This window comes from Neobacillus sp. OS1-32, assembly GCF_030915425.1.
Lineage (GTDB): Bacteria > Bacillota > Bacilli > Bacillales > Cytobacillaceae > Neobacillus > Neobacillus paridis.
Genome location: NZ_CP133263.1, coordinates 4,092,437 through 4,113,585 on the forward strand (window position 1 = coordinate 4,092,437; position 21,149 = coordinate 4,113,585).

General features: G+C 40.0%; 17 protein-coding genes. All 17 read left to right on the forward strand.

What is annotated here, in order from left to right; translation table 11 throughout:
* Positions 1–261: 261 nt before the first annotated feature.
* The 17 genes from RCG24_RS20015 (at position 262) to aroE (ending at position 21,142) form a co-directional block, all read left to right on the forward strand.
* Positions 262–1,032: an enoyl-CoA hydratase/isomerase family protein gene (locus RCG24_RS20015; protein ID WP_308077857.1), complete on the forward strand. Its 771-nt coding sequence runs from the start codon at positions 262–264 to the stop codon at positions 1,030–1,032.
* A 167-nt stretch (positions 1,033–1,199) separates the two neighbouring features.
* Positions 1,200–2,348, forward strand: coding sequence for an acyl-CoA dehydrogenase family protein (locus RCG24_RS20020; RefSeq protein WP_202656171.1), 1,149 nt, complete (start codon positions 1,200–1,202; stop codon positions 2,346–2,348).
* Between the two features lie 24 nt (positions 2,349–2,372).
* Positions 2,373–4,502 carry an acetate--CoA ligase family protein gene (locus RCG24_RS20025; RefSeq protein ID WP_308077858.1) on the forward strand — a complete coding sequence of 710 codons (2,130 nt, stop codon included), beginning with the start codon at positions 2,373–2,375 and terminating at the stop codon, positions 4,500–4,502.
* A gap of 279 nt (positions 4,503–4,781) precedes the next feature.
* A complete protein-coding gene (locus RCG24_RS20030; protein WP_308077859.1) occupies positions 4,782–6,674 on the forward strand; it encodes a sigma 54-interacting transcriptional regulator in 1,893 nt (630 codons plus the stop codon).
* A 360-nt stretch (positions 6,675–7,034) separates the two neighbouring features.
* Complete coding sequence (locus RCG24_RS20035; RefSeq protein ID WP_202656168.1) at positions 7,035–8,222, forward strand: CaiB/BaiF CoA transferase family protein; 1,188 nt, start codon at positions 7,035–7,037, stop codon at positions 8,220–8,222.
* On the forward strand, positions 8,222–9,370 hold the full coding sequence (locus RCG24_RS20040) for an acyl-CoA dehydrogenase family protein (RefSeq protein ID WP_202656167.1): 1,149 nt from the start codon (positions 8,222–8,224) through the stop codon (positions 9,368–9,370). The genes RCG24_RS20035 and RCG24_RS20040 overlap by 1 nt, the downstream gene beginning before the upstream one ends.
* On the forward strand, positions 9,358–10,113 hold the full coding sequence (locus tag RCG24_RS20045) for an SDR family NAD(P)-dependent oxidoreductase (RefSeq protein WP_308077860.1): 756 nt from the start codon (positions 9,358–9,360) through the stop codon (positions 10,111–10,113). Before RCG24_RS20040 ends, RCG24_RS20045 begins: the two co-directional genes overlap by 13 nt.
* A gap of 51 nt (positions 10,114–10,164) precedes the next feature.
* Complete coding sequence (locus RCG24_RS20050) at positions 10,165–11,205, forward strand: zinc-dependent alcohol dehydrogenase (protein WP_202656166.1); 1,041 nt, start codon at positions 10,165–10,167, stop codon at positions 11,203–11,205.
* A gap of 87 nt (positions 11,206–11,292) precedes the next feature.
* Positions 11,293–12,717: an aldehyde dehydrogenase family protein gene (locus RCG24_RS20055; RefSeq protein ID WP_308077861.1), complete on the forward strand. Its 1,425-nt coding sequence runs from the start codon at positions 11,293–11,295 to the stop codon at positions 12,715–12,717.
* A 29-nt stretch (positions 12,718–12,746) separates the two neighbouring features.
* Positions 12,747–13,532 (forward strand): enoyl-CoA hydratase/isomerase family protein, encoded by a 786-nt coding sequence (locus RCG24_RS20060; RefSeq protein WP_308077862.1) that lies wholly within the window; start codon positions 12,747–12,749, stop codon positions 13,530–13,532.
* Positions 13,533–13,560: 28 nt separating this feature from the next.
* The gene (locus RCG24_RS20065) at positions 13,561–15,324 is read left to right on the forward strand and encodes a thiamine pyrophosphate-binding protein (RefSeq protein ID WP_202656163.1); all 1,764 of its coding nucleotides are present in this window, start codon (positions 13,561–13,563) and stop codon (positions 15,322–15,324) included.
* 111 nt (positions 15,325–15,435) lie between these two features.
* Positions 15,436–16,155, forward strand: a complete 720-nt coding sequence (locus RCG24_RS20070; RefSeq protein WP_308077863.1) for a DUF554 domain-containing protein — start codon at positions 15,436–15,438, stop codon at positions 16,153–16,155.
* Positions 16,156–16,213: 58 nt separating this feature from the next.
* Positions 16,214–17,017, forward strand: coding sequence for a sugar phosphate isomerase/epimerase family protein (locus tag RCG24_RS20075; protein ID WP_202656161.1), 804 nt, complete (start codon positions 16,214–16,216; stop codon positions 17,015–17,017).
* Between the two features lie 686 nt (positions 17,018–17,703).
* Complete coding sequence (locus RCG24_RS20080) at positions 17,704–18,852, forward strand: acyl-CoA dehydrogenase family protein (protein ID WP_202656160.1); 1,149 nt, start codon at positions 17,704–17,706, stop codon at positions 18,850–18,852.
* 36 nt (positions 18,853–18,888) lie between these two features.
* Positions 18,889–19,332 (forward strand): type II 3-dehydroquinate dehydratase, encoded by a 444-nt coding sequence (gene aroQ / locus RCG24_RS20085; RefSeq protein WP_308079226.1) that lies wholly within the window; start codon positions 18,889–18,891, stop codon positions 19,330–19,332.
* Positions 19,332–20,153, forward strand: a complete 822-nt coding sequence (locus RCG24_RS20090) for a sugar phosphate isomerase/epimerase family protein (RefSeq protein ID WP_202656159.1) — start codon at positions 19,332–19,334, stop codon at positions 20,151–20,153. The genes aroQ and RCG24_RS20090 overlap by 1 nt, the downstream gene beginning before the upstream one ends.
* Before the next feature lie 95 nt (positions 20,154–20,248).
* Positions 20,249–21,142 carry a shikimate dehydrogenase gene (gene aroE / locus RCG24_RS20095; protein ID WP_202656158.1) on the forward strand — a complete coding sequence of 298 codons (894 nt, stop codon included), beginning with the start codon at positions 20,249–20,251 and terminating at the stop codon, positions 21,140–21,142.
* Positions 21,143–21,149: the final 7 nt, after the last annotated feature.

Genomic DNA, 21,149 nt, shown 5'->3' on the forward strand with positions numbered 1-21,149 from the left:
CTACTAGGAAAGAATAAAATCTCATCCAATTTTCCTATTTCGCATAAATTCAACTACGCCTCATGAACCGTCCTAATAGACTCGTCAATCGGCAAGTTTCCATTTATATTAGATGATCAATCAAATTCGTGCTAGGAATTCTATTTTAATAAATTGAAAAAATAATTCATTTTTAAGATTCAAATGATTCTTCTATTATTTTGGTACAAAATTTGCATAATTTCCAAATAATAAAAACTTTGGAGGGATTTATTTTGAATTATGAAAAAATTATTGCTTATAAAGATGGAGGAATGGGAATCATCAGAGATGAATAACCCCGAATGTGAAAATGTCCTCGATTCAATAGCTCTTCAGGAAATGCACAACGTTATTAAGCAATGGGAACATCATGATGGAATCAAATTGATTGTTATTACAGGCGAAGGTGAAAAAACATTTGCATCAGGACCCGATATTAACCAGTTGCTAGATAAGCGAGCAAAAGATGCCTTCATTCCAGGTCTTCAAGACATTTGCCATACAATTGAAAGCAGCAGTAAGGTAACGGTTGCTGCCCTAAACGGCTATGCTCTTGGGGCTGGCTGCGAATTGGCGCTGGCATGTGATATTCGAATTGCTGCTAATCATGTCAAAATGGGCTTCCCTGAATTGGATTTATCAATCCTTCCAGGTGGTGGTGGTACTCAGCGTTTAGCTCGTATTGTTGGTAAGGGGAGAGCGATTGATATGATTTTCACGGGAGAAATGATTTCCGCCCAAAAGGCAGAACAAATTGGCCTTGTTTCGACTATTGTCCCATTAGAAGACTTATGGGAAGTAGTTTTGGAAAAGGTCAACCATATTGTCAAAAAAGGCCCGTTCGCTCTTAAACTGGCAAAAATGGTGATTAATCAAGGTTTTGAAACAGATTTAAATACTGCGCTAATGCTAGAGAAGCTGGCCCAGTCGATCTTATTTAATTCCGAAGATAAACAAGAGGGGGTTAATGCCTTTTTAGAAAAACGTGATGCTTACTTTACAGGTGAGTAGATAAATCCTCGTCAAGAAAATTAACAACCTCGTTCAATATGTAAACAAAAAAATAACTGGATGGAAGCAGGATGTCTTGAATGGAGGGGGAGTCAAAATAAATAGTTGGCACGAATTATGCAAGATATAGACTCGAAGAGTGTATATATAACTTAGGAGGAGAAAAAATGGACTTTAATTTAACAGCAGATCAACTAGAGTTACAAAAATGGGCAAGAAATTTTGCAAAAGAGAAATTTTCCGAAAAAGCTTATACATGGGCAAAGAGTGGGGAGGTTCCGTGGGAAAATGCCAAGATTCTTGCCGAACATGGATTAATGGGAATGACGCTGCCTGAAGAAGATGGTGGTCAAGGTTCAGCACTAATTGATGCCATCATTGTAATGGAGGAAATCGCGAAGGTTTGCCCAAATACCGCTGATATGTTTCAGGTGGGAAATTTCGGTGCCATTCGTCAGTTATCTGCTTATGGGAGCAAAGAATTAAAACAAAGGGTATTGCCATCCATTTTATCAGGTGAAAAGCTTATTTCCGTTGCCATGTCAGAACCTAATGCCGGTTCGGCTGTTACCGATTTAAGTACAAGAGCCAGCATTGAAGGCGATAAAGTCATTATTAATGGATCAAAAGTATTTAATACCCATGGACCGCACAATTCTTATTATGTTGTATGGGTTCGGTTTGGCGAGGGTGTGAAATCCTCTGGTGCTGTTTTAGTGGAAAGAGATGCTCCAGGCTTCACCGTTGGAAAAACGGAATACCATATGTCAGGGGAGGAGCATTGCGCATTATATTTTGATCATTGTGAGGTCCCTGTAGGAAACATCCTTGTTCCAGAAGACGGCTTTAGAAAATTGTTTATGATGTTTAATATCGAAAGAATGGGAAATACAGCAAGATCATTGGCTCTTGGCCAGTCTGCGTTTGATTTGGCAGTTGAACATGCCAAGGAACGCAAGCAATTTGGTAAGCTGTTAGCCGAATTCCAAGGAATTCAATGGAAAGTAGCAGAAATGAAAATGAAATTGGATGCAGCCAGATTGTTATTATACCGTGCAGCAACAAATGCCGATAAAGGAGCACCAAGTCCAATTGAATCCTCGATTGCAAAAGCCTATGTAAATACAACTGCATTTGAAGTAGCACACGAGGCGGTACAAATATTTGGAGGCTACGGCTATTCTACTGATTACCCACTGGAATATATTTTTAGAAGAGTAAGAGGTTGGATGATTGCCGGAGGAACCCCTGAAATGATGAAAAATAAAATTGCTGAAGATGTATTTGGCATGAGATTTAGCCAAAGAAAAAAATAAATAGGGTTTTTAGGAGGATATGAGTTGGCAGAAAATAAAACTTTATGCGCAGGGCTTGGTACAGATATCCAGTCTGGGGCATTTTTAATGGAACATGAAGGAGCCGACCTTTTACGAAAATATGAACTGCCTATCGCAAGATCAACGATTGCTAAGAGTAAAGAGCAAGCCTGCCAAATTGCGACAGAGATTGGTTACCCGATTGTGTTAAAAGGAATGTCCAGAGAAATTATTCATAAATCAGATGCTGGCGTTGTGAAGGTAAATCTTAAGAATGAAGATGAATTGACATCTGCTTATGATGAGATTGTAAAAAACGCGTTAAAGAATAACCCAGGAGCGGACATTGCTGGTGTCCTTGTTCAGGAGTTTGTACCAAAGGGGATGGAATTAATTTTTGGAATAAAAAAGGATCCAACCTTTGGTCATCAATTAGTAATTGGCCTTGGCGGCATATTTGTTGAAATCATTAAAGATTTTTCAATGAGAATGATGCCGGTTTCCGTTGATGATGTAGAAGAAATGCTGAAAGAATTAAAAAGCTATCAAATGATTGAAGGCTACAGAGGGAAAAAGGGCATAAATAAACAGTTAATTTATACAATCTGTCTTTCATTAAATGACTTGATAGAGGAACATCCTGAAATTGAGGAACTAGATTTGAATCCAGTGATATTTACGGATAATGATGCCTATATCTGTGATGTAAGGATTTTAATCACTAAACATAAAGAAAAGGAACTGGTGAGAAAAGATTTAAGTCATTTGAAGCAGATGATCAACCCGCAATCCATTGCCGTTATAGGGGCATCGACGAATGAAAAGAAAAATGGCGGCAGGTTATTTAAATATGTTGTAGAAAACGGTTACAAAGGTAAGCTCTTTCCGATTAATCCTGGGGCTAAGGAAGTGAAAGGGTATAAAGCATATCCAAGTCTTTTAGAGGTTCCGGATGAAGTGGAATTAGCCTGCATAATTGTAGCAGCCAAACATGTTCCAGACGTAATGGAAGAATGTGTGGCCAAGGGAGTAAAGGCAGCCATCATCTATTCTTCCGGATTTGCGGAAACTGGAGAAGAAGGGAAAAAGCTCCAGGAACAGATTTTAGCGATTGCTAAAAAAGGGAATATCCTTGTTCTTGGGCCGAATTCAATTGGGATTGCCAGCCCAAATAATAATATTTATACAGCCTTTGGAGCAGCACTTGAAACAAAAGTAAAGGTTCCCGGAAACATTGGCTTTGTTTCCCAAAGCGGCGCGATGGGTAGTGCGTTGTTAAGCAGAGCCTGGGAGCAGGGGGCGGGTTTCAGCCGTTGGATTAGTGTAGCCAATGAAGCTGATTTAACAACAAGTGACTTTATGGAAGTATTGATTGAGGATGAGTTAACCAAGGTAATCACCGTCTTCATGGAGGGGATTAAGAATCCGAAGGCCTTTTCATTAGCTTCCGCAAGAGCGCTTAAGGCGAAAAAGCCTGTGTTAGTATACAAAACTGGTAGATCCAGCATTGGCAAAAGAGCCGTTCAATCCCATACAGGTTCGATTGCGGGGGATGATGCAGTCTATTCATTTGTCTTTAAAAAATTTGGAGTATTAAGAATTAACCGGATTGATGAAATCATTGATGTTTCGCGGGCCTTTACTGTGCAGCCTTTACCAAAGGGGAAAAGAATTGGGGTTATTACCGCTTCGGGTGGTGCCTGCAGTATTATTGCTGATCTTTGTTCAGAAAAAGGGCTGGAAATACCCGAGTTAGTTGACACATCGGAGGAAATAAAAAAATATATTCCTCCATTTGGCTCTGCCCAAAACCCTGTCGATGTGACAGCAGAGGTAATTGCCGTTCCAGAGATGTTTAAAAAAGTAGTCGAAAATGTCATGAAAGATCCCAATATTGATGGTATCATCGTCATGCTGACGACCAATGCAGACCCGGGTGCTTTCATCATTGCCCAGTCATTAATTGAAATTTTTAAAGAAAATGACAAACCGTTAGTAATCGGACGTTTAGGGGCAGATAACATTGCACCGCAGGCAATGGAATTATACAACAAAGAAAAACTACCTGTATATCCGACACCGGAAAGAGTAGTCAGTGTCATGGATTATTTGGTAAAGTACAGTGAAATATTAAAAGAAAAGGGTATAACTTGAAACTAAATTTGAACACAATCAAATGAAAATAATAGAATTATTTCTAGTCGATGTTCCTTGGAATATCGACTATTTCATTATAAACTAATAATAAGACAAAATAATACAAAATTTTAAATATTTAAAATAGTATTTCAAACTATTTTTTAATAAGTTTTTAAAAAAGACTTAACAATTAAAAAAATAGCTTTAATAATCTTTTGTACTTAGTATCTCACTATCCCATTGGTTTTGGGGGATTTTGAGTTTGGTTTTTTAAAGTAAAGGGAGGGTATGGTTGTGAAATATAAAATGATCATGACTTCTGGTTACCCGGAGATGACAAAAATGATTGAAAAGGTAGCTTCTGAGTTAAATTTTAAGGTGACAGTTGTTGAGGGGATTCTGGATGAAGCCGTTCGGGAAGTTATAACGCTAATTGCAAAAGGCGGATATGAAGTTGTTGTAAGCCGAGCTGGAACTGCGAATGCGCTTAAAAAGGTAATAGACCTACCGGTAATATATAGCGATTCAACTAACTCTGATATTATGCAGGCACTTATCCGGGCTAAAAATTTGGGTGACAAAGTGTGCTTTATCACCTACCCAGAAGAGGGGTTTCTATTTGATTTTGATACCATGTTTGAAATTATCGGTTTTAAAGTAGAAATCCTAACTTATAAAACACAGGAAGAACTAGTCAAACAAGTTAAGGAAGCCAAAAGATTGGGAATGGATGTTGTGGTTGGTGGCGGAGTTCGCGTTAAAGATCTTGCCCGGAGTCATGGCATGAAAAGCATGTACATTACACTTGGAGAAAGATCCATAAAGCGTGCTTTGATTCTAGCTGATAAAGTTGCACAAGATCGTATAATTATGAAGGAAAGGGCAGAGAAGTTGAACGCTGTCATAAATGCTTCGGAAGAAGGGATTTTATTATTAAATCAAAGCGGGGAGATTGAAACGTTGAACCCTGCGATTGAACGTATTTTTAAGGTCAAGGAAGAAGCAGTAATTGGTAAAAAGCTCAAAGAAGTAGCCGATTCAAAGATAGTCCAATTATTAAAAGATAAAAAGATTAATTCCGTTCAAAAAGGCAGTTTTACATTCCAGGAACTGATTGTCACCTATGAACCTGTTATTGCCAATCATGAGAGAGTAGGAACAGTTGTAACCTGCAGGGAGTTTAGTAAAATACAAAAATTAGAAAGTAAGGTCCGCAGGGAACTTCACTCAAAAGGTCTTGTGGCAAAGTTTACACTTGATGACATTATTTATTCAGGTCAAAAAATGGAGAATGTGGTTCAGGTTGCTAAAGAGTATGCCCATACTGATTCAACCGTTCTCATTTTAGGCGAAAGCGGTACGGGGAAAGAATTGATTGCCCAAGGAATACATAATGCCAGCAAACGAAAGGACGGCCCTTTTGTCGCGGTAAACCTAGCTGCGCTGCCGGACTCCTTATTGGAAAGTGAATTATTTGGATATGCGGAAGGAGCTTTTACAGGTGCAAATAAAGGAGGGCGACAAGGTTATTTCGAACTGGCACATGAAGGAACCATTTTTCTTGATGAGATAGGAGAGATTCCGCCGCACATTCAAACCCGTTTGTTAAGGGTGCTTCAAGAGAAAGAGGTTATGCGGGTTGGAGGGGATCGGGTAACTCCTGTCAATATCCGGATTATTGCAGCCACTAATCAAAGACTATGGGAATTGGTGAAGGAAGGGAAATTTCGGTCAGATCTTTATTTTCGGCTGAGTGTCTTGCATTTAAGGGTACCCCCTCTAAGAAAGCGAAAAGAAGACATTCCTGCATTAGTAAATAATAGCTTCAAGCAAATAGGCACAGATAAAACCTTCCATCATTTTTCCAAAGACATTCAAAATTTTTTCATATCATACAGTTGGCCAGGAAATATTAGACAATTGGAAAACTTAGTCGAACGTTTACAGTTAAGGGTGAAAAATCAAAAAGATGAAAATGAATTTATTCAGGAATGTATTAGAGAAACAGAGGAAAACAGTGATGTATTTAATGAAGATATAATGATTGTTAACCATGGAACGATGGAGCAAATTGAAAAACAAGTAATTGAACAAATGCTCGAACGTTATGACAACAATCGTACTCTTGTAGCTGAAATGCTGGGAATTAGCCGAACGACTTTATGGAAGAAATTAAATGAATATTAATTAAAAGCCCTGAGGAAACACCGTTTAATATCTTAACGATATTTCTACATCATGATTTATTTTTGAACACTTATAAAAAATACATTTAACTTTTATTAAAGTGATGCAGATAATGGAAGATTGCACGAATTAAAAATCTTGGTATTTTAGTAGTATTTCAAAAAGTAGTGGACATTTATGTAAGAGATCCACTCCCCGACTTGGCATGATTTTTGCATATATATAAATTAAAAGTGATAGCTGGTGATTTTAAAGTCCCTTCCTGTTTTCTACAGAACTAAGGTGGAATCTTACGGCTTTCCCTATTCTGAAAATTCAATATTTACACAAACTTATTTTTTAATTAGGAGGAATGGATCATTGTCAAAAGCTTTATCAGGAATTAGGGTTCTTGGCGCTACAAGAATGCTTGCAGGGCCCTATGTAGAAATGTTACTTGCTGATATGGGAGCTGAAGTACTGCATGTTGAATTGCCGGGAGGAGGAGATGACTCTCGACATTTTGCTCCACTTATAAATGGTGAAGGTTCATGCTTTTTAGCTTCAAACAGAAATAAAAAGAGTATTACCCTCAATCTTCGGACACCGGAGGGACAGGAAATATTTCGTGATTTAGCGAAGATTTCAGATATCGTGGTTGAAAATAACCGTCCAGGAACAATGGATAAATGGAATATTGGTTATGAACATCTAAGAGAAATTAATACCGGGATTATTATGACATCTGTTTCCGGATTTGGGCAGACAGGACCATATTCCAAGCGTCCTGGACTAGATATTGTTGCCCAAGCAATGGGCGGTATGATGTTCATGACCGGAGAAAAAGATGGCCCACCGGTTCGAACTGGAAATGCGATGGGTGATTTTTTAGGTGGTTTATATGCGACATATGGTACATTGTCAGCGCTGTATTATCGAGAAAAAACTGGACTTGGGCAGCATGTCGATGCTGCGCTTCTCGACAGTATCATTGCTGTACTGGAAAATGTCATACCTAACTATGTCGGATTAGGAAGAATTACCGAAAGAATGGGAAGCAGAATTCCGGGTATTGCTCCTTATAACTGTTATTTAGCAAAAGATGGCTATGTTGCCATTGGGGTATCTTCTAATGCATTATGGAAACGTTTTGTAGAAGTTTTGGGTAGGCCGGAGCTTTATGATGATCCAAAATTTAATTCTCCGAGCAAAAGAGTCGAAAACGTCGAAGAAGTGGATAGTATTACACAGAATTGGGTTGCAGAAAAAAATGTGAATGATGTAGTGGAATTATTGAATGAAGCAGGTGTCATTTGTGGACCTGTATATAGCGTTGATCAGCTAATTAACGATCCACATGTAAAGGCCAGAAATATGGCGCCGGAAATAGAACATCCCATAGCCGGAAAACTAAGAGTATCCGGAATCACACCAAAACTTTCCTTAACCCCTGCGGGAATTGAAACTCCACCGCCGTCCTTAGGTCAGCATAATGAAGAAGTTTATAAGGGATTATTAAATTTTTCTGACGAAAGATTGAAGTTGCTTGCTGAAAGGGGAATTATTTAATGATATTTGAATTGACAGAAGAGCAGAAAATGATGCAGCAAATGGTAAGAAGTTTTGCAGAGGAAATGGTGAAGCCCCACGCTGCTGAAATTGACGAAACCGACGAATTCCCCATGGATATCTTTAGAGAGGCTGGAAAACTTGGACTTCTTGCTATCAATATGCCGGAAAAGTATGGCGGAAGCGGAGCTGATTCCACCGCTGCCGTTATTGCCAGTATTGAGATTGCCAAGGCTTCTGCAGCAGTGGCCAATATTTTCTCTTCCGTCCGCCATCATTTGTTCTGCATGTACCATTATGGGAATGAAGAACAAAAACAGAAATTTATACCGGCAATGGCTAAGGGAGAAATAATTGGTTCTTTTGCCTTATCTGAAAGCGGTTCCGGTTCTGATGCTTCAAGTATTAAGACGCAGGCCAAATTGGACGGTGATGAATATGTTATTAATGGAAGTAAAATGTGGATCACAATGGGCAATGTTGCAGATTTTACAATTGTCTTTGCCGTTACGGACCCGGACAAAGGCTCCAAAGGAATCAGTGCTTTTATAGTTGAGAAAGGAACCCCCGGATTTACGGTAGGAAAACGAGAACGCAAATTAGGGCAAAAGGGAAATCCAGTATGTGAATTAATGTTCGAGAATGTTCGGGTTCCAAAAAGCTGCATGTTAGGGGAAGAAGGTCAAGGGATAAAAATTGCTCTGCATTCGCTTGACAGCGGCCGGATTGAAGTAGCTGCATTGGCGGTCGGGCTGATGCAGGCTGCACTGGAGGAAAGTGTAAACTATGCAGAGAATCGGAAACAATTTGGCCAAAAAATCAGCAGTTTTCAATTAATCCAAGCGATGATTTCCGAAATGGCTACTGATCTTGATGCTGCCACCCTTCTTACATATCGTGCAGCCTATTTAAAAGATCAAGGGAAAAAGTTCACCCGCGAAGCATCGATGGCGAAATGGTTTGCAACGGAAGCGGTTATGAAGCATACAACAAATGCGATCCAGATCCACGGTGGGTATGGTTATTGTAAAGATTACAATGTCGAACGCTATTTCCGTGATGCCAAACTAACACAAATTTTCGAAGGTACGAATCAGATTCAGCAAATTGTCATTTCCAGGGAGGTATTAAAACAATGGGCGAAATGAAGCTAGCCGGTAAAACAGCCATTGTTACCGGAGCAGGACAAAACATCGGGAAAGCAGTTGCATTCAGGTTGGCAAAAGAAGGAGCTGCGGTTGTGGTTGCTGATATAAACTTAGGAACTGCCGAGCTAGTTGCAAGAGAGCTTAATGAAGCAGGATTCAAAGCCATGCCCCAGTATGTGAATGTGGCAGTAAAAGAAGAAGTTGACGAAATGGTAAATAAAAGTGTCGAACATTTTGGAAGGATTGATATTCTTGTCAATGTTGCCGGAATACTGGGCCCTTCCGTTCCTTTTAAGGAAATAGCTGAATCGGATTGGGATAAGGTGATAGCTGTTAACTTGAAAGGAACCTACCTTTGTTGCCAAGCGGTAGTCGGCGGCATGATGGAGCAAGGTTACGGCCGAATTGTAAATATATCTTCCGTTTCTGCAAAGGAAGGAAATCCAAGGTTAGCCCCATATGTATCCGCAAAGGCAGGGGTAATCGCACTGACGAAATCAATTGGAAAAGAGATTGCTAAAACAGGTGTAACGGTAAACTGCGTAACGCCAACCATGATTGAAGGTGAAATGGTGAACAACATGACCGAAGAATATTTCCAATCATTGCTAGCGAAGATTCCGATGGGGCGTCTTGGGAAACCGGAGGAGGTTGCAAACGTAGTGAATTTCCTTGTTTCCGATGAAGCGGCATATGTAACAGCACAATGCTATGACTTAAGTGGCGGCCGATCTGTTTACTAGAAGAATTATTTCAATCTAAAATCTATTATTACCTTTAAGGAGTGTTTGAGAATGAAAGCCGTTGTAAAAACAAGGCCAGAACCAGGATTTGTCGAAATTAAAGAAGTACCGATTCCAAAAATTAAACCAGATGAGGTCCTCGTTAAAATCCATGCAACCGGAGTATGTGGAACCGATATTTTACTTGCTGACTGGAAATATGTCGGCAGAAGTCCGGTAAATCCACCGATTATACTTGGTCATGAAGGGGCAGGTGAAATTGTCGAAGTTGGTGCAAATGTAAAACATGTAAAGATTGGTGACCGGGTTGGTATGGAGGCGTTATTAGGCTGTGGTCACTGTCATTATTGCCGACAGGGAAATATCAACTTATGTCCAGATTGGGATCATCTCGGGATTGATTTCGATGGGACTTACGCCGAATACATCGCCTTTCCGGCTATTGGCGTCCATGTGCTGCCAGACAACATTTCATATGAAGAAGCGGCGTTCCTTGAACCAATCTCCATTGTTGTCCATGCGTTGGAATCCAATCCAATCACGGCTGGAGATACAGTGGCCGTAGTAGGTCCAGGGCCGCTTGGATTGTTTTCGATTCAAGCAGCTAAAGCAGCAGGAGCGGGAAAAATCATCGTTGTAGGGACTTCAGTGGATGAAAAGCGCTTGCAAATTGCCAAAGGATTAGGTGCTGATATAGTTTTAAATAATGGTGATAGCCATGCAGCTGAAACCGTAAAAGAATTGACAAACGGGCTGGGTGCTGATGTAGTGATTGAAGCTGGAGGAACTGGAACATCAATTGAGCAAGCCATTGCCATGGCAAAAGGTGCAGGCGAAGTGTATTTAATGGGCTTTGGTAAAGAGTCCACAATTAAGCCGCTGACACAGGTTGTTCGGCAAAACTTAACGATTAAAGGGGTAGTTGGAAGTTTACCGCGTCATTATGAAACGGCTAACAGATGGCTTGAAAATGGTGTTGTAAAGATTGACAAAATGGTCACCCATACATTAGGTTTCAATGATGCGCTCAAAGCTTTTGAATTAATGAAAAATAAAGAAGCTGGCAAAGTTCTTTTTAAAGCAGAACTGTAAATTCCTGATATGAACGCCTTAGAAAAGCGGTTAAGAGGGAATAGATAATAATGGAACAACAATAGAAATTGAAATGGAGGTTAACAGATGCTGGCACAATCCTATGTGAATGGAAAATGGCTGGAAAATGAAGATAACTCTTTATCAATCTATAATCCTTATACGAAGGAAGAAATAGGAAAGCAGTTTCAGGCATCAGAAGCGGATGTTGAAAATGCCATCGCTTCCGCATATGCTGCCAAAAAAGAAGTTGCAAGTATTCCGGCACATGAACGGGCAGCAACCTTGAAGAAGGCTGCGCAGTTACTTGAGGAGCGAAAAGAGCAATTTGCCAAAATTATATCTCAAGAGTTGGGTAAACCGTTACGCTATACGTTAGATGAAGTAACCCGTTCAGTAGAAACGCTGGAGTTATCAGCGGAGGAAGCCAAAAGGCTATTTGGGGAAACGCTACCTGGTGATACATCGTCACGGGGAACAAAGGCAATTGCGGCAACATTTCGTGTTCCGGTTGGTGTCGTTGCGGCGATCACCCCTTTTAATGCGCCGCTAAATTTAGTTGCCCATAAGATAGGTCCGGCCTTTGCCGGGGGAAATAGTGTCATCTTAAAACCGGCTACCCCCGCAACATTAATTGCAACCGAATTTGTGAAACTGCTATTAGAAGCAGGTTTTCCTAAAACATCTATTAACATGGTTCTTGGAAGACGGGATGCCGTACAGCAAATTGTCAAAGACGACCGAGTAAATGTGATTTCTTTTACCGGTGGTCTTGTGGCCAGTAAAAATATTTGCCAGCTTGCAGGCATTAAGAAGGTTCTTTTAGAACTGGGCGGGAACGCCTCCACCATTGTCCATGAAGATGCCGATATAGCCCGTGCTGCCAAAATGTGTGCAAGAACAGGATACAGCAATTCGGGGCAAAGCTGTATTTCTGTCCAGCGAGTTTATGTGCACGAATCAGTTATTTCCGAGTTTACTAGGTTATTTAAAGAAGAAGTAGAGGCATTAAAAGTCGGTGATCCTCTTTTACCTGATACAGATGTCGGAAGTATGGTGGATGAAGCTAACGCAAAAAGAATTATGGATTGGATTGACGAGGCAGTAAGTATGGGAGCCGAAGTTCTCAGCGGCGGCCAGAGAGACGGGGCGATTGTTAAACCAACAGTCCTTTTAAGGCCACCTCATCATAGTAAAGTCGTTTGTGACGAAGTATTTGGACCGATTGTCAGTGTGATCCCATACAAAACAATCGAAGAGGCCATTGAAGCAACGAACAATTCAGAATTTGGCCTCCAAGCGGGAATCTTCACCAACCAAATGGATTTAGCTTATAAATTTGCTCAGGCCCTTGAAGTAGGGGGAGTTGTGATAAACGGAACTTCTAATTTCAGACTGGATCATTGGCCTTACGGGGGCGTGAAGTATAGTGGTATTGGCCGTGAGGGCCCACGCTATGCAATTGAAGAGATGACGGAGATGAAAATGATCGTTTATCAAATCGTAGATTAATATCTTGTATTTCGGTTAGGGGGCACCACATGGAAGAAAGCATCCTGCTAGAGAAAAACAATGGTATCGCTCAAATATATTTAAACGAACCAGAGAGCTTAAACGCTTTAAGTTCTAATTTAAAAGGAAATTTAATGAAAATTGTGAATGAGCTGGAGTTCGACCCGAACATTAAAGTGATTATTCTTGCAGGTAAGGGGAGAGCCTTTTGTACCGGCGGGGATATAAAAGGGATGGCAGAAGCGGAAGGGTACAGCCCGGCTCTGATTAAGCAGAAGATGGATCTTTCCTCGAGTATTATCGAACGTTTGCGAAAAATGCCAAAAGTTATAATTTCCGCCATACACGGCTATGCTGCCGGGGCTGGATTTAGTCTAGCCTTGGCATCGGATCTAATTGTTGCTGAAGAAAATACCAAATTGATCTTATCCTTTAAGAATGTGGGTTTAACTCCGGATTTGGGAATTCATTATCATTTGCCTAGGATTGTAGGAGAATGGAAAGCCAAAGAATGGATTTGGAAAGGGATGAAGATTACGGTAGAGGAAGCCGTAAAATACGGATTTTCGATGGAAATTGTTCCAAAAGGGCAGCAGATTGACAAGGCTGTTGAATTAGCTAACGAAATTTGCGAAGGTCCATTTCAAGCATTAGTATACTCCAAATTAATCATCAATCAGTCCGCACAGTTTAAATTTGAAGATATTCTGGCAAAGGAAAATGAAATCCACACAATTCTGAGGGGTACAGAAGACCACCGGGAAGGAATTAACGCATTCTTAGAAAAACGAAAACCAGTATTTACTGGAAACTAGCATTCTATTAAGGAGGCATTAAAAATACGTGAAAGAGTTAGTATCTAGACAATTAGTGAAATACTTAGAACACCGCGGAATTGAACATATTTTTGGACTTTGCGGACACACCAATATTGCCGTTTTAGCTGAGTTAGAGAAAAGTTCGATTAAATTTATCAATACCCGCCATGAACAGGTTGCCGGACATATGGCAGATGGGTATGCCAGAGTAACAAAAAAGGCATCAGTTGTTCTATCCCATATTGGACCGGGACTGACGAATACGGCAACGGCAATTGGTACTGCGGCATTAGATTCCATCCCGATGGTTGTCATTGCGGGGGATGTTCCAAGCCATTACTATGGAAAAAATGCTTTCCAAGAAGTGAATTTGCACTCAGATGCCTCTCAATTTGAAATCTTTCGGCCGATTGTCAAACGGGCATGGCGGGTGGAGCGGCCCGAATTATTCCCTGAAATTATCGAGAAGGCCTTTCAATTAGCGGAAAGCGGGCGCCGGGGACCGGTTTTAGTATCTGTTCCTATGGATATTTTTTCAAAGGAAATCGATACGAGCTTGTTTGAGAGACTTAAACATCATACCAAAAAGTTAACCAAACCGACCATTGATGTGGAAACAGCAGAGAAAATCATTCTGACTTTGATCAATGCCGATAATCCACTGCTATATGTTGGCGGTGGAATAGTAATTGCTGATGCGGCTGAAGAAGTAAGGGAGTTGGTTGATCATCTCAATCTTCCAGTGGCTAACAGTATGAAGGGTAAAGGGGTTGTATCGGATGATCACCCATTATCGCTAGGTTTGGCTGGTTATTGGGGCTCGAAACTCACCAATGAAAAAACCAAACAAGCGGATTATATTTTAGCAATTGGTACCAGATTTTCAGAGGCTGACAGCAGCTCTTGGGAAGAGGAGTATACGTTTAATTTTCCGCCCACTAAATTAATTCATATTGATATTGATCCAAATGAGATTGGCCGGAATTATCCGGTTGAAATCGGTGTTGTTGCCGATATTAAAGAAGCATTAAAAGTGCTAAACAAAGTAGCCAAACGATTAGTACCAGCAGGACTTTCCAATGAAGATTTAAAGCAGGAAATTAAGGATTTTAAAGAAGGATTTACGAAAGACAATGAGCAGCATGTTAAGGATGAAAGCTTCCCAATGAGGCCGGAAAGGATTTTACAAGAAGTTCGGGAAGCGTTGCCCAAAGATGCCTTTATTACAACAGATGTTGGCTGGAACAAAAATGGTGTTGCCCAAAGATTCCCTATTTATGAAGCAGGAACCGTGCTTACCCCAGGGGGATTTGCCACAATGGGATTCGGTTCACCGGCAGCTGTCGGTGTGAAGGTGGCAAAGCCTGATCGGGTGGTTGTTTCATTAGTCGGCGATGGGGGCTTTGGACAAAATCCTGCCGTGCTGGCAACGGCTGCAGAAGAAAATATTGGTGTTATATGGGTCATTATGAACAACAGCTCCTATGGGGTTATTGCGGGACTGGAAAAGGCCCATTTTGACACGACCTTTGGAACGATCTTTTATAAGGATGGAAAACCTTATACTCCAGACTTTGCCGCAATGGCCCGGTCATTTGGTGTCGAAGGGATTAAAATTGAATCGGCGGCTGAATTTAAACCGGCACTGGAAAAGGCGATTGCCTCCAATAAACCATGTGTCATTGATGTATCCATGGTGAATGTTCCTACACCAACAAACGGCCATTGGAATATTAATGATATTTATTCGCCAAATGAGAAAAAATCACACGTAAGTGTGCCTTTATAATTCTCTGATAATAAGGGAGGGATAGGAATGTTAGCGCCTATCTCTTCTTTTAGCTCTAACAGAGAAAGTGGATCATTTTACATACGTTTTTAGACATAAAGGAGAGAGCTTATGCCAATCGGTCCAATAATCAATGGTTTAGCGATTATTTTAGGCGGCTTTTTAGGCGCATTTTTCCAAAATAAAATTCCCAATCGTTTATGTAAAATAATGCCGTTAACTTTTGGCGTGGCTTCCATGGGAATGGGAGTTAATTCAATTATTAAAATCGATTCACTTCCACCGGTAATTTTGTCGTTATTAATCGGGAGTGCTATTGGGGAAATTATTAAGCTAGAAAAAGGAATTGAATGGTGTGTCAATAAAATTCGGACGCCGACGGAGTGGTTTTTCTTCAAAGACCGCTCAAGTAATGTGAATGAGGATGTCATGGAAAAGTTTATTGCCATTGTGGTCCTTTTTTGTACGAGCGGAACAGGAATTTTTGGTGCTTTAAATGAAGGAATTACCGGGGAGGCTTCCCTGTTGATTTCGAAAGCCTTTCTTGATTTATTTACGGCTGCCATATTTGCCACGACTCTAGGCTATTTGGTCATGACAATTGCTATCCCCCAATTTCTGGTTATGATTACGTTATTTTTTAGCGCAGGCACCATTCTGCCGCTTACAGAGCCATATATGATTAATGACTTTTCGGCAGTCGGCGGTCTGATTATGTTAGCTACAGGCTTTCGGATCAGCGGAATTAAATCATTTCCGATCGGCAACATGCTTCCAGCACTAATCATCGCCATGCCGATTTCTAAATTATTTGCCATTCTTTTTTCCTAGTTTGATATTTTGTATCCCACTTAATCGATGCAAGTTTATGAAAGGACGGACAATCAAAATGACAAAAAGATTTTCATTAGCTCATCTGACCGTGTTGGAATATAGTCCTGCAGAAATGACTTATATGGCTGCAAAAACAGGGTATGATTATGTTAGTTTTCGAACCATCCCTCTAGGGACGGTCAATGAACCACAATATCCCTTAGCGGAAAAGAAAGAAATGCTTCGTGAAACAAAACAGGCTCTACAGAATACTGGGATTGAGCTTTTGGATATAGAAATGGTCCGAATTTATGATGGTGTCAATCCAAAAATCTATGAACCTGACTTTGAAGCAGCTGCTGAATTAGGAGGCAAGCACGTGCTTACAACTGTTTTAACAAATAATCGTCCGTTTGCGGTTGAATGTTTTGCCGAAATTTGTGAGCTGGCTAAGCCATATGGCTTAACGATTGATTTGGAATTTATAACTTGGTATCATTGCGCAACATTAGCCGATGCTAAAGAAATCGTTGGAAAAGCGAATTGCGACAACGGTGGAATACTAATTGATACACTCCATTTTCATCGCTCAAAAATTGGTTTAAATGAATTGCTTGATGTACCAAGGGAATGGCTCCATTATGCCCATGTTTGCGATGCGTCAGGAGAAATTCCAAATACTACAGAGGGACTTATTCATACAGCACGACAAGAGCGGCTTTATTTGGGGGAAGGGGAAATTGATATAAAATCCATTATCAGTCACATGCCAGAAATCCCTTATTCATTAGAAATACCTCATTCTGATCTTGTACGCGAAATAGGCTATGAGGAGTATGCACGACGTTGCTTGCAGAAAGCCAAGGATTACTTTGCCTAAACACAGATCGGAACTGGTACGTCCGCAAATTGAACATTTGCAAAAAAAGGAGATGATGCAAAAGTGAACGCCAAAAGGGTTATTTTGAATAAAAGTTATTTTGAAATTGTTAAATTTATAGTATTTTCTGATATTCATGGAGTATGAAATACAATGTAGGTAGGACTCAAATCCCATTTTGGATACTAACATTTCGATTTCACTTTATATGTTAAAGTGAAATTTTTTCCTTTTGGCACGTGTTTTGCAAATTAAGATATTGCCATGCTGTTATTGAAAAATCTTTTATAAAGGGGAGAACAATTTGACAAGACCTAAAATCAAATGGGAAATTCATTAAACGTATGATCTTCAAAAAAGAAATCCCCCACTGATGGAAGTTTCACTTTATCAATCACGGAACCTTTCGTTTAAAAAATGAACAACAAATAAATGAATAGTTTTATATATGAACAATTACTTCGTACAAAACCAAATATATTGCTTTTGTTATTTGGCACGATATTTGCATTATAAACAGTAGACAAAGTTACAAGTTAATTTATTCGTATTTTTGTTGAATATTACTTATTAAAGGGGGAGTATCATCGATTTGTTTTGAAAAGGTATAGTCTCAAAAGTATTTTCTGTTAATTTTAAATAATCGGAATTGAGTTTGATGAAATTAATTATAAAGGATGAAAAAAATGGTTGAGACACTTACATTCCATGATGAATTACTTCAGATAGTAAAACGGATTACAAAGGAACAAATTATGCCGCGTGCGGCTGAAATAGACCGTACAGATGAATTTCCGCATGATATCGTAAAGATATTAGGTGAAAATGGTCTATTAACAATGACTTTACCAGAAAAATATGGTGGTATAGAAGCGAATAGCTTATTGCTGGCAAAAGTGATAGAGGAAGTCAGCAAAGGAATGGCCACCATAGGAACGACATTATTATCTACGCATTCTGTAATACGTATGGTTGCATTGTTGGCAAATCCTACTCAATTGGATAAATTTTATTCGAATTTAGCCAACGGTCATAAGCTTTGCTGTTTTTGTTTAACAGAATCAAATGCCGGGTCTGATGCCAAGGCATTAAGTACAACAGCGAAAAAGGATCCTAATGGTGGTTATATTTTGAACGGAACAAAGATTTTTGCCACACTGTCTCAAGTGTCTGAATACTATCTAGTTTTTGCGAAGACAGAAGCAGATGAAATTTCAGCATTTCTTGTCCATAAAGACAGTCCCGGATTAAGATTCGGAAAAATTGAAGATAAAATGGGGCTCCATGGAAGCTCTACAGGGGACGTAATTTTGGAAGATTGCTGGGTTGATGATGATTCCTTACTGGGGAAACCAGGAGAAGGCTGGGAAATGTTAACTAAAGTTGGAACCAGTATGCTGCGTTCCTGGGGCGCCGCTGCTATTGGATTAGGAATTGCTCAAAGCGCCTTAGATCATGCGGTTGAATATGCAAAGGAACGCAAACAATTTAATAAACGAATTGGGGATTTTCAAGGAATCCGTTTTATGCTGGCCGATTGTGCTACCCAATTAGAAGCCGCCCGCTGCCTAGTCTATGAAACAAATAAAAGGGTTGACGAGGAGTACCCCAACATTTCAGCATATACCTCTGCTATGGTATCGATGTCAAAGTGTTTTGCAACCGATGTAGCCATGAAAGTGACAACTGATGCTGTTCAAATCTTTGGGGGATATGGATATATAAAAGATTATCCAGTCGAACGATTAATGAGAGACGCGAAAATTTATCAAATTGTCGATGGTACAAATCAGGTACAACGTATGCTGATTGGCAGCATCTTAATGAAACAATAGAAATCTCTAAATGGAAATTAAATAGGTTGGTGGATGATGAGGAAATATTTGGTTATAAATGGACCTAATTTAAATCTGTTGGGAACTCGTGAGCCAGAAATCTATGGGACAGTAACACTTGATGAAATTGAAAATAGGCTAAAGAAATTGGCTAAAGATTTAGGAGTTTCAATAGAATTTTTTCAATCCAATCACGAAGGAAGTCTGATTGATTGTATTCATGAAGCAAAAGATGTGATTGATGGTATCATCATTAATCCTGGTGCTTTTACCCATTACAGCTATGCCATAAGGGATGCATTGTCTTCAATAAATATACCTTTTATAGAGGTTCATTTATCCAATCTACATGCAAGGGAAAGCTTTCGAATTTCAGTTATGGCTGACATTGCCATTGGTCAAATTACCGGTTTTGGGGCATTTGGGTATGAAATGGCTTTACAAGCAATCGCATTACCTCATTCTAGTGGAGGAGAATAATGGAAAACTTCCAATCATTTGATCGTTTAAGTTTAAACCAAGCGACAACACAGAGATGGAACCTTCGGGAGGCAGTTGATGGCTGCGCCCGCGCTGAAATTCCTTGGATTGGATTATGGCGTGATAAGATTGCCGAAATAGGCCTGAAAGAGAGCAGTAAACTGGTTCGGGATGTTGGATTAAAAGTGTCCGGCATCATTAAAGGGGGCATGTTCCCATCCGCTTCAGTCGGAGAGTGGCAAAGGATCATCGATGAGAATCGGCGTGCTATCGAGGAAACGGCAGAATTAGGTGCCAACGCACTTGTGATGGTCGGCGGTGGGTTACCTAATAAAGACCTGGATTACGCCAGAAAACAGTTTAAAGAGGGTATCGCAGAATTGGTACCTTTCGCACAAACCCATGGAGTTAAGTTAGGGATTGAGCCGCTTCATCCAATGTTTGCAGCCGATAGATCAGTTGTTGTGACATTAGCTCAGGCGAATGAGATAGCTAAATCCTATCATCCTAACGATGTAGGCGTGGTTATAGATGTTTACCATGTTTGGTGGGATCCGGATTTATATAATCAAATTTCTTACACAGGAGAGCATATTATAGGTTTTCATGTATCTGATTGGCTTATACCAACTCCGGATATGCTCAAAGGAAGAGGGATGATGGGTGATGGCATAATTGAGATTCGCCGGATTAGAAAAGCGGTAGATGCTGCCGGGTATACCGGGCCGATTGAAGTAGAAATCTTTAATCAACAATTATGGGATCAACCTGGCGATGAAGTTTTAGAAGTTGTCAAAAAACGATTTTTAGAACACGTTTAGTTTCCACATTCTTAATTATGAGAATATTGATTCCAGATTAAGAGGATAGGGTTTTATAAGTTTTACATTGTAAAATCACAGAGGATGTGAGGAAAATGGCTGATTTAGGACGTATTGATGGTAAAACGAAGTTAATTGGTTTTTTAGCAAAGCCTGCTGGACATTCTAAGTCTCCAGCCATTCATAATGCCGCCTTCCGAAAGCTGAATCTTAATTATGCGTTTATGGCGTTTGAGGTGGGAAATGAACAACTTGCTGATGCAATAACAGGTATTCGAGCATTAAATATTCAAGGCTTTAGTGTATCCATGCCGAACAAAATAGATATCTTGCCTCTTTTAGACGGGTTATCGCCTGCAGCAGAATTAATTGGCGCGGTAAATACAGTAGTGAATCATAACGGTCAATTGATTGGGTATAACACAGATGGAATTGGCTATATGCATTCTTTAGCTGCAGCAGGCGTGAATTATAAAGGAAAAAAGATGACCATTTTAGGGGCAGGCGGTGCAGCTACAGCGATTACCATTCAAGCCGCCTTAGAAGGAGTAGCTGAAATTTCTATTTTTAATCGTGAAGACCAGTTTTTTCCCAATGCTTTAAGGAATGCTGAAATCATTAATAAAAAAATGAAGGATACTAATTGTATTGCAAGAGTTTATCCTCTTGAAGATTTAGCTAGATTGAAAGAGGAAATTACCACAAGCCAGATACTTACAAATGCAACAGATGTAGGAATGAAACACTTAGAAGGTCAGAGCCTGCTGCCCGATCCATCGTGGTTACACCCAAGTCAGATAGTGACAGATATTATTTATTTTCCTGACAGAACAAAACTGCTGGAGCAGGCCATAGCTATTGGCTGTAAAACCATTAACGGACTAGGAATGCTGTTATGGCAGGGGGCAGAACAGTTCAGAATTTGGACAGGACAGGAAATGCCGATAGAAGATGTGAAACAGCAAATTTTTGCAACCGCTAACAATTAAAAATGAT

What these genes read in the sequence shown, in the direction of transcription:
- RCG24_RS20090 (WP_202656159.1), top strand. Translation starts at nt 19,332, where the DNA reads ATGGAAAACTTCCAATCATTTGATCGTTTAAGTTTAAACCAAGCGACA.
- RCG24_RS20070 (WP_308077863.1), top strand. Translation starts at nt 15,436, where the DNA reads ATGCCAATCGGTCCAATAATCAATGGTTTAGCGATTATTTTAGGCGGC.
- RCG24_RS20055 (WP_308077861.1), top strand. Translation starts at nt 11,293, where the DNA reads ATGCTGGCACAATCCTATGTGAATGGAAAATGGCTGGAAAATGAAGAT.
- aroE (WP_202656158.1), top strand. Translation starts at nt 20,249, where the DNA reads ATGGCTGATTTAGGACGTATTGATGGTAAAACGAAGTTAATTGGTTTT.
- RCG24_RS20040 (WP_202656167.1), top strand. Translation starts at nt 8,222, where the DNA reads ATGATATTTGAATTGACAGAAGAGCAGAAAATGATGCAGCAAATGGTA.
- RCG24_RS20045 (WP_308077860.1), top strand. Translation starts at nt 9,358, where the DNA reads ATGGGCGAAATGAAGCTAGCCGGTAAAACAGCCATTGTTACCGGAGCA.
- RCG24_RS20015 (WP_308077857.1), top strand. Translation starts at nt 262, where the DNA reads ATGAAAAAATTATTGCTTATAAAGATGGAGGAATGGGAATCATCAGAG.
- RCG24_RS20050 (WP_202656166.1), top strand. Translation starts at nt 10,165, where the DNA reads ATGAAAGCCGTTGTAAAAACAAGGCCAGAACCAGGATTTGTCGAAATT.
- RCG24_RS20075 (WP_202656161.1), top strand. Translation starts at nt 16,214, where the DNA reads ATGACAAAAAGATTTTCATTAGCTCATCTGACCGTGTTGGAATATAGT.
- aroQ (WP_308079226.1), top strand. Translation starts at nt 18,889, where the DNA reads ATGAGGAAATATTTGGTTATAAATGGACCTAATTTAAATCTGTTGGGA.
- RCG24_RS20060 (WP_308077862.1), top strand. Translation starts at nt 12,747, where the DNA reads ATGGAAGAAAGCATCCTGCTAGAGAAAAACAATGGTATCGCTCAAATA.
- RCG24_RS20020 (WP_202656171.1), top strand. Translation starts at nt 1,200, where the DNA reads ATGGACTTTAATTTAACAGCAGATCAACTAGAGTTACAAAAATGGGCA.
- RCG24_RS20080 (WP_202656160.1), top strand. Translation starts at nt 17,704, where the DNA reads ATGGTTGAGACACTTACATTCCATGATGAATTACTTCAGATAGTAAAA.